The sequence below is a fragment of the Pseudoalteromonas sp. SaAl2 genome (assembly GCF_052947895.1).
Genome location: NZ_CM129605.1, coordinates 2,516,364 through 2,529,593, shown reverse-complemented (window position 1 = coordinate 2,529,593; position 13,230 = coordinate 2,516,364). Strand labels below are relative to the sequence as shown.

The 13,230-nt window shown below is 40.6% G+C and carries 11 protein-coding genes and 1 pseudogene; 8 read left to right on the top strand and 4 right to left on the bottom strand.

Annotated elements, in window-relative coordinates; translation table 11 throughout:
• Positions 1-339 precede the first annotated feature (339 nt).
• From betI to ACU8V8_RS11965, 5 genes are all read left to right on the top strand, one after another.
• Positions 340-930 carry a transcriptional regulator BetI gene (gene betI / locus ACU8V8_RS11985; RefSeq protein ID WP_446887640.1) on the top strand — a complete coding sequence of 197 codons (591 nt, stop codon included), beginning with the start codon at positions 340-342 and terminating at the stop codon, positions 928-930.
• Between the two features lies 1 nt (position 931).
• The gene (gene betB, locus ACU8V8_RS11980) at positions 932-2,395 is read left to right on the top strand and encodes a betaine-aldehyde dehydrogenase (protein ID WP_446887639.1); all 1,464 of its coding nucleotides are present in this window, start codon (positions 932-934) and stop codon (positions 2,393-2,395) included.
• The gene (betA, locus tag ACU8V8_RS11975) at positions 2,395-4,065 is read left to right on the top strand and encodes a choline dehydrogenase (protein WP_446887638.1); all 1,671 of its coding nucleotides are present in this window, start codon (positions 2,395-2,397) and stop codon (positions 4,063-4,065) included. The genes betB and betA overlap by 1 nt, the downstream gene beginning before the upstream one ends.
• Positions 4,066-4,235: 170 nt before the next feature.
• A complete protein-coding gene (locus ACU8V8_RS11970) occupies positions 4,236-5,453 on the top strand; it encodes a BCCT family transporter (RefSeq protein ID WP_446887637.1) in 1,218 nt (405 codons plus the stop codon).
• Positions 5,454-5,462: 9 nt separating this feature from the next.
• Positions 5,463-6,170, top strand: coding sequence for a TorF family putative porin (locus ACU8V8_RS11965; protein ID WP_446887636.1), 708 nt, complete (start codon positions 5,463-5,465; stop codon positions 6,168-6,170).
• Between the two features lie 101 nt (positions 6,171-6,271).
• Here the strand turns inward: ACU8V8_RS11965 and ACU8V8_RS11960 are convergent, their stop codons facing one another.
• The 4 genes and pseudogenes from ACU8V8_RS11960 to ACU8V8_RS11945 all read right to left on the bottom strand — a co-directional run bounded on the left by ACU8V8_RS11960 (position 6,272) and on the right by ACU8V8_RS11945 (position 9,702).
• Positions 6,272-7,075: a substrate-binding periplasmic protein gene (locus ACU8V8_RS11960; protein ID WP_446887635.1), complete on the bottom strand. Its 804-nt coding sequence runs from the start codon at positions 7,073-7,075 to the stop codon at positions 6,272-6,274.
• A 171-nt stretch (positions 7,076-7,246) separates the two neighbouring features.
• Positions 7,247-8,491: a hypothetical protein gene (locus tag ACU8V8_RS11955; RefSeq protein WP_446887634.1), complete on the bottom strand. Its 1,245-nt coding sequence runs from the start codon at positions 8,489-8,491 to the stop codon at positions 7,247-7,249.
• The gene (locus tag ACU8V8_RS11950; RefSeq protein WP_446887633.1) at positions 8,488-9,324 is read right to left on the bottom strand and encodes an ABC transporter ATP-binding protein; all 837 of its coding nucleotides are present in this window, start codon (positions 9,322-9,324) and stop codon (positions 8,488-8,490) included. The genes ACU8V8_RS11955 and ACU8V8_RS11950 overlap by 4 nt, the downstream gene beginning before the upstream one ends.
• 2 nt (positions 9,325-9,326) lie before the next feature.
• Positions 9,327-9,702 (bottom strand): annotated as a pseudogene (locus ACU8V8_RS11945) (GntR family transcriptional regulator).
• Between the two features lie 94 nt (positions 9,703-9,796).
• Between ACU8V8_RS11945 and ACU8V8_RS11940 the strand changes: the two are divergent.
• The 3 genes from ACU8V8_RS11940 to ACU8V8_RS11930 are packed head-to-tail and all read left to right on the top strand — an operon-like array spanning position 9,797 to position 13,197.
• Complete coding sequence (locus ACU8V8_RS11940; RefSeq protein WP_446887632.1) at positions 9,797-11,317, top strand: alpha/beta hydrolase; 1,521 nt, start codon at positions 9,797-9,799, stop codon at positions 11,315-11,317.
• A 3-nt stretch (positions 11,318-11,320) separates the two neighbouring features.
• Complete coding sequence (locus ACU8V8_RS11935; protein WP_446887631.1) at positions 11,321-12,055, top strand: ABC transporter ATP-binding protein; 735 nt, start codon at positions 11,321-11,323, stop codon at positions 12,053-12,055.
• The gene (locus ACU8V8_RS11930) at positions 12,052-13,197 is read left to right on the top strand and encodes an ABC transporter permease (RefSeq protein ID WP_446887630.1); all 1,146 of its coding nucleotides are present in this window, start codon (positions 12,052-12,054) and stop codon (positions 13,195-13,197) included. Before ACU8V8_RS11935 ends, ACU8V8_RS11930 begins: the two co-directional genes overlap by 4 nt.
• Positions 13,198-13,230 lie beyond the last annotated feature (33 nt).

The window sequence follows — 13,230 nt, the reverse complement described above, 5'->3', positions numbered from 1 at the left end:
ATCTTCATTTTATTGTTAGTGTTGATTAGTTCTCTAACTATATCCAAGCTTTTTTATACTCATAAACTAATGATTTATGAGTTCAAGACCTATCATTATTAGCTTATTGAGATCGCGATTTAGTATTTTATTTGAGTCAACTAATCCCTATTTCATTAGAGAACGAAGTATTTTTTTAATTTATTTTATCTTTTTCTATTTTGTTTTAACGACATTATTACAATCACTTAGCGTATATTTTGCAACTATATGTTTAGCTGTTCAAAGTTTGTCAACCTTGAATTATCAGTTCACTTACTCTAACCTTTATTTTTATTGAACGTTCAATTAATAAAAACTATGCCGAAAGTTGGAATGGAACCTGTCCGTCGTCAGCAGCTAATTGACGCCACGATTGAGTCGGTTGCTGAGCTTGGTTTACAAGGCACAACCATTAACAGTATTAGTAAAAAGGCTGGTTTGTCGTCGGGCATTATTAGTCATTACTTTGGTGGTAAGCAGGGGTTGATAGAAGCCACTGTGCGCTATTTATTAACCAACTTAAAGCGTGAGCTAATTAAGCGTGTTACCGCTACGACCACGCCAGAGAAAAGGTTAATGTTTATTATTGAGGCAAACTTTGCGCGCTTACAATTGCAAAGCGATACCACAAAAACCTGGTTAAGTTTTTGGGCGCAATCAATGCATGATGCGCAATTGCATCGTTTGCAAAATGTTAATAGTTGCCGCCTTTTTAGTAACTTAATGAGTTCGTTTAAACAACTCATGAGCGAGGCCGACGCTAAACTTGCTGCAGAACTATGTGCGGCCATGATCGATGGTCTATGGTTAAGGGCGGTATTGAGTAAGTCTGACGAAGATCAATTTGAACATTGCGAGCAATTAGCCAAAGGCTATGTAAATTCACTTATCAAACAGTATGGAGCTTAATGTGACAACGCCTGTTTATCAAAATTTTATCAACGGTCATTTTTTAAAGAATCAAAGCGGCGACACGTTCGCTGTTAAAAATCCTGCCACAGATGAAGTAATTTACCATGTAGAAATCGCTGATGCATTTGTACAAAATGCAGCCATTGAAAGTGCAAAACAAGGTTTTGCTGCTTGGTCTGCAATGGCGCCTATCGAGCGAAGCCGCATTTTATTAAAAGCCGTTGAATTACTACGCGCACGCAACGATGAATTAGCAAAAATTGAAGTGCTTGATACGGGCAAGCCTTGGCAAGAAGCTGAGTGTGTTGATGTACAAACCGGCGCAGATGTTATTGAATATTTTGCAGGACTCGCTCCTGCACAAGTTGGCCAACAGCAAATGGTTGGCGAAGATTTTTATTATACCCGTAAAGAACCATTAGGGATTTGTGCGGGAATTGGCGCATGGAACTACCCACTGCAAATAGCCTGTTGGAAATCAGGCCCTGCACTGGCTGCCGGTAACGCACTTATTTTTAAACCTTCAGAAGAAACGCCACTTGGCGCAATTAAACTTGCTGAAATTTTTATTGAAGCGGGCGTACCTGCAGGCGTGTTCAATGTTGTACAAGGTGCGGCTGAGGTAGGCCAATGGTTAACACAAAGTCCAGATATCGAGAAAGTATCGTTCACTGGTGAAGTCGGCACAGGTAAAAGAGTGGTGGCTAGTGCAGCAGGTTCGCTAAAAGATGTGACTATGGAGCTGGGTGGCAAGTCGCCATTATTAGTATTTGATGATGCTGATATTTCGCAAGCGGTGAGTGCGGCAATGCTGGGTAATTTTTATACTCAAGGCGAAATTTGCACTAACTGCACACGTATTTATGTACATAAAAACGTGTATCAGCAATTTATTGATGAACTTAAAACGCGCACTGAACAAAACATTATTGCTGGCGATCCGATGGATCCAAACGTGAACTTAGGCGCGCTAATTTCAAAGAACCATCATGAATTAGTAATGGGTTACATTGATAAAGGGATTAGTGAAGGCGCAACATTACTCACGGGTGGTAAAGCGCTGCAGCCGGATTCTGCACCTAATGGTTATTTTGTTGCGCCTACGGTTTTCACGGACTGCACTGACGACATGACTATCGTTAAAGAAGAGATTTTTGGCCCTGTAATGAGCGTGCTGGTGTTTGATGATGAAGACGATGCAATTCGTCGTGCTAACGATACCCACCTTGGTTTAGCTGCGGGCGTATTTACCAAAGATATCAAACGCGCACACCGTGTTATTCATCAATTACAAGCGGGTATTTGCTGGATCAATAGCTATGGTAACTCACCTGCAGAAATGCCTGTAGGCGGTTATAAGCAATCGGGTATAGGCCGTGAAAACGGTATCGAAACCCTTGATCATTATACCCAAACCAAATCAATTTATGTTGGTATGACTGATATAGAGAGCCCATTCTAATGACTGCACAAACATATGATTACATCATAGTTGGTGCAGGCTCAGCAGGGTGTGTACTGGCGAATCGATTATCAGAAGATAGCAGCAACCGCGTGTTGCTATTAGAAACTGGCGGCAGTGATAAAAGCATTTTTATTAAAATGCCTACAGCGCTTTCAATTCCGATGAATACGGATAAATACGCATGGCAGTTTCATACTCAAGCGGAACCTTATTTAGATAACCGCGAAATGCATTGCCCACGGGGTAAAGTGTTAGGTGGCTCGTCGTCAATTAACGGCATGGTTTACGTACGTGGCCATGCAAAAGATTTTGACGAATGGCAACAACATGGCGCACAGGGCTGGGATTACCAGTCATGCTTGCCGTATTTCCAAAAGGCCGAAACCTTTTATTTAGGTAAAAATGACTACCGAGGCGATAACGGCCCTTTAGGTGTCAATAACGGCAATGAAATGGCTAACCCGCTGTATAAAGCCTTTATAAATGCCGGTCAACAAGCAGGTTACGCAGCTACTGACGACTACAATGCAGGGCAACAAGAAGGTTTTGGCTCGATGCATATGACCGTTAAAGACGGTGTGCGCAGCTCGGCAAGTCGTGAGTATTTAGATCCAGTAAAATCGCGTAGTAACTTAACTATTGTGACTGGCGCATTAGCCGAAAAAGTATTGCTTGAAGGTAAAAAAGCCACCGGTGTTGAATACAGTATCAATGGCCAAAAGCAGCAGGCCTATGCTGATAAAGAAGTTGTATTAAGCGCTGGGCCTATCGGTTCACCACACTTGTTACAACTTTCAGGTATTGGCGACAGCGACACGCTGGCTACAGCAGGCATTGAAGTTAAGCATCATTTACCGGGCGTTGGTCAGAACTTGCAAGATCACTTGGAATTTTATTTTCAATACAAGTGTAAGCAACGCATTACTTTAAACGGCAAGCTTGGGCTTATTTCAAAAGGCCTGATTGGTGCCCGCTGGTTGTTAAATCGCAGTGGCTTAGGTGCGACTAATCACTTTGAATCGTGTGCCTTTATTCGTTCAAAAGCTGGCGTTGAATGGCCTGATATTCAATACCACTTTTTACCGGCCGCTATTCGCTATGATGGCAAAAGCGCGTTTGATGGTCATGGCTTTCAAGTGCATGTGGGTCATAACAAGCCGAAAAGCCGCGGCAGTGTAACTATACAATCGGCAGATCCCAAAGTTGCACCGAAAATTCAATTTAATTACTTACAGCATCAAGATGATATTGAAGGGTTTAGAGCGTGCGTACGCTTAACTCGTGAAATCATTGAGCAAAGCGCGTTTGATGATTATCGCGATGATGAAATTCAGCCAGGTAAAGACGTGCAAACTGATGAGCAAATAGATGCCTTTGTGCGCCAAGCGGTAGAAAGTGCTTATCACCCGTCTTGTTCATGCAAAATGGGCGAAGATGAACTGGCTGTTGTGAACTCAAAAACGCAAGTACATGGTATTGAAGGGCTGCGAGTGGTTGATTCGTCAATCTTTCCTACAGTGCCAAACGGTAATTTAAATGCGCCAACCATTATGGTGGCAGAAAAAGCGGCTGACTTAATTTTAGGTAAGCCACCACTTAGTAAATCGCATGCAGCGGTTGCCATCGATTCACAATGGCAAACAAAGCAGCGTAGCTCGGAGATTTAACAAATACCCAAACTCGCTTCATGAGGTGGTTTGGGTATCGTGCCACCTGGAGTGCATTGCACTTCGGGGCCTGCAGTGGCGCGCATCATGAGTTGTTTGTGGTGCGTTAATGCGGGGCTAAAAACACGGAGAAAAAATGACGTATTATCATTTATTTTGGGGAGGAAATTATGACCTTATGGCTTAGTGCTGGCATTATTTTTACCCTACTAGCAATTATCGCAATATTAGTAAAATGGGGGAATGTTCAATGTGTAGGCGTTACACCGGTTAGAACATTTACCTTTATTGCGATCTTATTTACATCAGGCTTAGACGTTGGCTTGATTATGTTTCCACTGACTGAGTTTGCAGGTTATGCAGACATAAAAGCAAGCCCAGAGTATGCGTTTGCCAATCCATTAGCTATCGAGTTTGGATATTGGGGCTTTCTGATCTGGGGATTTTATTTCCTTACGTGCTTTTATTTCTGTGTAATAGAACCCAAAGTGAAGTTTTTCGAAATTCCCTGGGTTAAATTAATCAATAATGTTGTAATTATTGGTACTTGTGCATTTACTGCTTTTTTATTGCTGTCTAACTTACCTTGGTATTTACCGGGCTTAGGTGATGGCGAGTCGATTATTCTTTCGTTTTATCTGATTGTTTTTGCCGCAATTTGTTTTGCCGTGTATTCAAGCACCGATATTAAGTACGTGCGTTTTTTAAGTATTTCGACGACTTGGTTATTTATTGGTTTGATTGCTTTTATGTGGCTTGGCGCGTACATGGGTGAAAACGGGCAGGTTTCTGACTTTACAAGTAATATTGCCTTAATCGGAAATTATTTTGGCAACATCAATGAGTTTGTTTTACCGCTTAATGATTATCATGAGTTTTACTTATTTTGGTGGTTTGCTTGGAGCATCATGATTGGCCAGTTTACCTCACGTTTTGTCGGTGGATTAAAGACCTATCAAGTGCTTGGCGCGATGTTAATTTTCCCTTCAATCCCAATAGCCATTTGGTTTAGCGTGCTTTATCAATATCACGAAGCGGGTATACCAACGCAAGGAATTAAAAATATTGCCATGGTGTTCGTTGGGGTTATATTTGTCATTAACTCACTGGATTCACTCATTCGTTTGTACACTGACAATCTAAATATGACTGTTAAGCGCTTAGGTAAATTTAACTATATTGCACTTAATGTCGTGGCGCTTTCGTTGCTAACTCTGCTATTTAAACTAAACTTTTTACAAATACAATGGGTTGGGGCGCTGGTAATTGGCTTGTTCTTTGGTTGCGCTGCATTTATCGCTTATAGCAAATTTAAAACAGTAAGCAACATTGATAGTTCGCCAAAAGATAACAAAATTGACTACACCAAAATCGAATCAGTAAGCTAAGGAATTAACATGACCACACAAAAAACATTACTAGCAGTAGTACTGCCATTCGCTCTTTTTTCAGCTTCTGCATTAGCTGACTGGTCAACGACCATCACCGGTGTATCGGATTATACCTTTAATGGTGTGAGCCAAACGCAAAACGATCCAGCTATTCAAGGTAGCCTTGATTATTCTTTTGGTGACTCAGGTATGTACGCTGGTACGTGGGCGTCAAACGTGGATTTTGGTGACGATACTAACATTGAGTGGGATGCTTACTTTGGTAAATATGCGCAAATAAACGATGCACTTAGCGTTGATTATGGTTTAGCGTATTACAGCTATCATGGCCAGAGCAATTCAAGCGATGGTAATTATTTTGAAGCTTATACTAAATTTGGTTATGCCAGCGATTTAGGCCAAACCGAGCTTAACTTTTGGTACAGCTGGGATTATTTTGGTACAGGGGCTGGGCATGTGATTTCTATGGTTGCACACACCATAGAGCTTGCGCCTAATCATGCATTACGTGCCAGTTTTGATATTTCAAATTCACTCGATGGTGACAAACATACTTGGGATGGAAACGGTAAATCATATAACCACTATCGCCTTGCTTATCAAACCAGTTTAGCGGGTTTTGATATTGAGGTCGCGGGCGAGAACACCAGCTTAGATTGGGATACCGCAGATGAGCGTATAGTGCTGTCGATAGGGCGTACTTTCTCTCTGTAAGCGCTTTTTATTATTTTGTTTAAGCACCAAAACGGTCATTAAAAATGGCCGTTTTTTATGCGCTACTTTCTAAGATTGGTTGTAAAAAATAATAATGACTATTACTTGGTAATATACAAAGGTAAATAATCACCTTGTTCTAACCCTTTAAAATAGGCTTGATATCGTCCATCTTGCTTAAACTGTGCTAAGTGTAAATTGAATATTTGTAATAGCTTTTCACTTTGCTCTACCTTATTTGGAAATAGCAAAAAACTGGTGTTAATGAGCAATGGCTTAGAATGATGAGTGATATCTTTGATGAGCTCTGGAGCTTGGCTATTAAGGGTGTGGTAGCCCACGCTTATTTCTTCAGCGAAAACATCAATGCGACCAATTGCTAAACGACGAAAATTTTGTTCTGTTGTGCCGACACGTGATAATGCGAAAACACCGTTTTCAATTGCTTGATCAAAAGCAGCGCCATAACTGTAACTGAGGCCACCACCAATAATTAGCCCTTTAAGATCAGCTATGCTCTGCCAATCAAAATGGTTCTTTTGTTGATAAAAAAAGACAAATCTTTCGTTTAATACGGCATCACTATAATAGTAAGCATTCTCTCTTTCCTTGCTGTGCATCCATACTGCTGTTGCATCATACTTACCGTTATTTGTGTCGTGATAAGCTCGACCCCAAGGCAAGAAGGTAAAGTTTACCTGCATACCCGCTTCAGCGTAAATATCGCGAATAAGGTGAGCAACAGCACCTTGATGAGGCAGAGATTCACTTAAAAAGGGTGGCCATTCACCTGCACTTATATTGATGGTTTTTAAGTTTGAGTTTGCTACGATTGGCACTGCTAGTAATGGGCTAGTAAAGCAATATAATATGCAAAAGATGAATACTTTTTTTATTATAAGCATACGCCACCTCTTTGCTAAAATATTGAACTACTTTATGGTAGTTATTTAAACTAATTTGATAATACCCTAGCAAATAGTCAAAAGCGAATTAAAGATGAGCGCCTTAATAACCCTAAAGCACTTTACCCTTAAAGCCATATTTGTATGCATTACTTCCTTGGCGCCATCCGTTTACATATATCTGACAGTGACTCGATTTAACCCCGCCATGAATAAAGCATAAGCAGCTATTAAAACGAGTTTACCTACACTGTCGCCATGATCAAACATGTAGTTTGCTAAGGCCATACTTAAGCCAAAAGAAAGGCATAAAAACAGACTGAGTAAATTAATATTCTTGCATACGTTACCAATAGTAAAACTGAGCAATAACCCCGCGGAGCAAGCCAATGAGTAACTTAATATATTAAATATTAAAAATGTTGAGTTAGCTAAGCTGAGCGCTGAAGCCGTCAAAAAACATAGGCCCATAACGAGTACAGCCAGCTTTAGAACGCTGTTACTAAGGGCTATTTTTGCGCTGTGGCTACTATTATAAATGGGCAGCGTAAATAACAGCTCCCATGAGTTTTGTTTTTGTACTTTGCTCCATAAACTGAGTGTAACAATTGCGAATAAAGTCAGTGTTAACACAAAAATGACATGTTCAGTGATGTTGTGAAATAAGTTTATCGCAACACCGATAATACATAAAAGTGTAAGCAAAATAAGATACTGAGAAAGCCCTGAGCCAACAAAGTAACTAAGAGGGAATAACCCTTTATTAATAGGGCTGCCGTAATTTGATAAAAAGCCACTGGGAATCGGAGACCAACCTGATTGCAAACCATTACGATAATTTATTAATGCGTCAGGGCGCCATACATAGGCAGATGAAAAGTTATTATGTAATAACGCAATAGCAATAAAAGCAATGATGTTAACGGGGATCAGCCAAACAGGAAGTTGCTCGATAAGTACACATATTAAGGTCGCAATAAAAAAGCTAAAATAGCATACAGGGGTAAATAAGTGGCTGAATGACCGATTTAAAAACCAGATAGTGATGCCAACAAGGTTGGCAACTGTGAGGGTTGCTAATAGATTAATATTGCCAGCAATTATGATACTCAACAGAGCAATTAGGTTACTCAATATTATGAATACCTTACCTTGGAACATCACATGTTTACGATAACCAACAACTAAACTTTGCCATTCAGTAGCTTGCATACGAATACTTTGCCAAGCTATCGCGCTGTACATACAGATAATTGAAAACATGATCATTAACGTAATAAGCTCTTCAATACCAGTAGCTATAAGGCACAGTAAAGACGTGATAATTGCCCCGATAAAATAGCTGGCAGAACCCACATCTTTTAACCAAAAGTTGATCGCTCCTTGATACCAAGGGCGTTTACTGACTTGCATCATCCATGTAGCTCCACAAACAACTGTTCTAGAGATAGCGTATTGATTGCTAAAGCATTTGGAATAACTTCACCTGTATAACCATAAATGATGGCACTATTTTGCTGTCGGTTCAGTATCTTGTATGCACTAAGGTCTATCGTCGATGCTTTAAAGTTGATTTTTCTAACGGTGTCGCGAATGACATCTAGTTCGTCGAGTAATAATAATTCGCCTTGCTTTATCAGTGCAATGTGGCTAGCGACGCGCTCTATGTCTGAGGTGATATGGGATGAAAATAAAATGCCTGAGCCCGAATCTAACGCTAAATCGAACAGATCACTCATAAATTCGCGCCGAGCAATAGGGTCTAAACTTGCTACCGGCTCATCCAAAATAAGCAACTGAGGTCTATAAGCCATGGCCATAATAAGGGCGAGGGTCTGACGCTGACCTATCGAGAGATCATTAACCGCACTGTTGCTATTTAATTCGAAGCGGGCAAGCCATTTTTCTTCTAATTGCAGATCCCAATTAGGGTAAAAACTACGGTGTAATGCTAACGCATCAGCAATTTTAAAACCTTCATAACCAAATGTTTGCTGTGCGACATAACCAATTTTTTCTTTATTGCTGGCACTTAATTGATGGCTTAATTCACCTAATACTTCTACCTCACCTTGGTCTGGATTTATTAAACCCAGTGCACTGCGCAATAAGGTTGTTTTGCCTGCGCCATTTTTACCCAATAAGCCAATCACCATGCCAGGCTCAACGCTTAGGTTTATGTTGTTTAATATTAGGCGCTGGTTGTAATGTTTAGAGACACTTTTATAGCTAAGAAGTGGTTGTGTCATTGTTATAATTCCCACCGTTTTTTTATTAGTTCGGATAATGTTGATTGGGGTACATCTAGCTGTTTTGCTTGTTGAATAAGTTGATCAATAGCTTTAAAAAGTAGTGTTTCTTGCTGATCAGTTTGCTTTACTGTTTTTTGTGCCACTTTGGTTGCTTGACCGCGACGGCGGTTCAAGCCAACCTTGGTCGACTAACTGGCCTATCGCTCTTGAAACAGTCATTGGGTTAACAGCAAAGTGATCGGCTATTTTTCGTACCGACGGAAGTTCATCTCCTGCCGACAATTGCCCACCTACAATCAAGCGCACAACTTGCTCGTGCAACTGTTTGTAAATTGGATCACCACTATTAGGGTTGACATTAATAAATTCTAGCATTACTCTTTCTCTACTGTATTAATACATTAATACACCGATACACTAAGTAATAAGTTATCACATTAGGTGTTAAATGCAAATAAGGGAAAGCGCAATGATAAGTACAACCAAATATCGTAATAGGCTGATAAAATTAGCTATTTTACCTTTTTTAATCGCCAATTCAGCGATTTTACAGGGACAAGAAAATGATAATAATCCTGTAAAATTAACGCCATGTTACATGGAAGGCCTATCAGATAGATTAATGTGTGGCAGTATTGCTCAGCCTTTATCTGATAACCCAGCCGATGGTGAAATTGATATTCACTTTGCCGTTATACCAGCAATAAAACCAAGTAACCCAGATGAAGCTGTGTTGGGTTTTGCTGGTGGACCAGGTCAAGGAGCGATAGATTTAGCGAGAGTATTTGATCATAACTTACGGTTTGCCCGAGAAACACGAGACATTGTACTTGTCGATCAGCGCGGTACAGGTTATTCAAATCAGCTGCAATGTGACAGTGATGATTTAAAAACACAGTTTGCATTTAATGATGCCATCACTGATTTACAAACCGTGAGTAAGCAAGACACCGAGCAATGTAAAGCGAAGCTCAACGTTGATTTAAGCCACTTTACTACCTCGGCTGCGGCAAAAGATTTTGAAGCAGTGCGTGTTGCACTGGGTTATAAAGGCTTTCATTTATATGGAGTGTCATACGGTACACGTATAGCGCAAGAATACACTCGTCAGTTTCCAGCTTCAGTTATTACAAGCACCTTAGATGGTGTGGTCCCTATGCAACAAAGCTTAGCTGCAATCGGCGAGGCAATAGACGCCTCATTGCAGGCTTTGTTTGAACGTTGTGAGAGTGATGCCGCCTGTAATGAGCAGTTTCCCTCTTTGCAAATACGTTTTAATGAGTTCCTAGCTAAACTTGAGCAGCAACCCATAGAGGCGCAAGTCAGGCACCCTCGCACTTATGAACTAATCCCTTTTACTGTTACTAAAATGAAGTTTTACAGTGCCATTCGTTTAGCGCTTTATAGTCACACAACCCGCTCAATTGTGCCTTTAGTGATTACCAAAGCGGCTCAAGGTGATTTTTCCCCATTGGCAGGCTTAATGGCAAACGCTGACTTAACTCAATCGCTCGCAATGGGCATGCATAATGCCATTGTGTGCTCAGAAGATTGGCCCCAATTGACACCTCAACTACGCACTAAATACAGTGATACATACATGGGTAAAACCATGATTGAAGGCCTTGATATTGTCTGCCCAATTTTAGCAGTAAAACCCGCTGATAAAGCATTTTATAAACCATTACAAAGTGATTCACCAACCTTATTGTTATCTGGGGCGCGCGATCCGGCAACACCACCAAGCTGGGCAGAACTTGCAATGGTAAATATGGTAGATGCAACACACCTTGTTGCTCCAACCGCCACTCATGGCATTGGTTCACAAACATGTGCGCCAAAGATTGTCGCCCAGTTTATTGAGCAAAAAACCATGCAAGGTATTAACACCGATTGCATTAATGAAGAAAATGATAAGCAATTTTTTATGAACATTAATGGGGTTGCAAACACTCATTCAACAGCAACAGCAACAGCGAACAAGGAGTAAGTCATGATTAATGTATCTAATTTGAGCAAAAAGATTGGTGATGTTAACGCATTAAACGGATTAAGTTTTAGTGCAGAAAATGGCAAAATTACTGGCTTATTAGGCCCTAATGGAGCCGGTAAAACCACCTGTTTACGCACTGTTTTTGGCTTATTAAAAGCAGACAGCGGGTTTGCTGAAATTGACGGTATTGATGTTGCAAAACAGCCTATGCAAGCAAAACAGAACTTGGGGTTATTTCCTGATCCATGTGGTTTATATGAGCGACTTACGCCGCGGGAATATATTAGCTTTTTTGCTCAGCTGAGTGGCCTTAGTGCTTCGCAAGCAAAGGAAGCGACTACGCAAGTAATTGATAAATTGAGTATGAATGATATTGCTGATCGCCGTTGCCAAGGTTTTTCGCAAGGCCAACGAATGAAAACGGCATTAGCACAAGCGGTTGTTCATAATCCAACAAACGTTATTTTGGATGAGCCAACGCGTGGTCTCGATGTAATGAGTACACGTATTTTAAGAGAGCTGCTATTGCTACTTAAAGCACAAGGGCATTGCGTTTTATTTTCATCTCATGTGATGCAAGAAGTCGCGGCTTTGTGCGACCACGTTGTCATTATGGCAAAAGGGCAGGTAATTGCTCAAGGGTCTATAGCGCAGCTGTGTGAGCAAGCAGATAAAGACACATTAGAAGAAGCATTTATTGCGTTAATCGGTAGCGATGAGGGGATTGCAGCATGATCAATATATTAAAAGTACTGTTTAAAAAAGAAGTCATGGATGCAAGTCGTGATAAACGCTCTGTTATGGCTGGGCTTTATTACGCAATTGGTGCGCCGATTGGTATATGTCTGCTGATGAGTGTACTACTGCAGCAGTTCGCTTCACCTGAAACGCTTAAAATTACCATTGAAAACCCCAGTAATGCACCGGGTTTAGTTGCTCATTTAGCCAGTAGTGATATTAAAATGGCGGATGATAAAAATGATCCTCTGCTTAAACCGATTACGCTGTCTATTAGTGATGATTATAAGCAAAATTTGACTGAAGGTCGTCCAGCGACGGTGACACTTATTGCTGACAAATCTGATGATAAACTGGCTAAGCATATTAATCGCGTTGAAAAAGCGATGGCTGTTTATAGCTCAGAGATTGCCAGTTTACGTTTGGTATCTCGCGGTATAGACCCAAACCTAATGCGTGCACTCGCGATTGAAATCAATGATCAAGCAACTCCAGATTCTAAAGGCGGGATGATCTTAGGGTTGGCAACATTCACTATTATTCTAACGTTATTTTATGCGGCAATGAGCTTAGCCATTGATACCAGTGCGGGCGAGCGAGAGCGTAATTCTTTGAGTTTATTACTAAGCCATCCTTTAAGTAGTTTGCATATAGTACTAGCTAAAGTGGGCGCAATTACGGCGTTTTCAATGTTAGGTTTGGTTATTATTTTGATTGTATCTAAAGTGGTTTATCCTATGGTTGCGTGGGAGCAATTAGGGTTTAGCATAACGATTACACCAGAGTTTATGCTATTTTGCATTGCGATATGTTTCCCAATTGCTTTGATGTCGTCAAGTTTGCAAGTGTTTGTCTCTTTTATGGCAAAATCTTTTAAAGAAGCGCAATCTTACGTCACCATGGTGTTATTTATTCCAATGGCATTAAGTATGATCACAACTTATGACATTGCGACAGATGTTGTGCAATGGCTGCCTATAGCCGCGCAGCAATTTGCATTAATGGAATTTATAAAAGGTAATCCTATTCCTGTTCCGCAGTTACTGCTATCAACACTTATTACACTGATATTATGTGCCATATTTAGTTTTTTAAGTGCAAGAATGCTGAAAAGTGAAAAGGTGGTATTTGGCTTATAAAAAGTAGTGATTAAAAAAGCGGCCAGTTGGCCG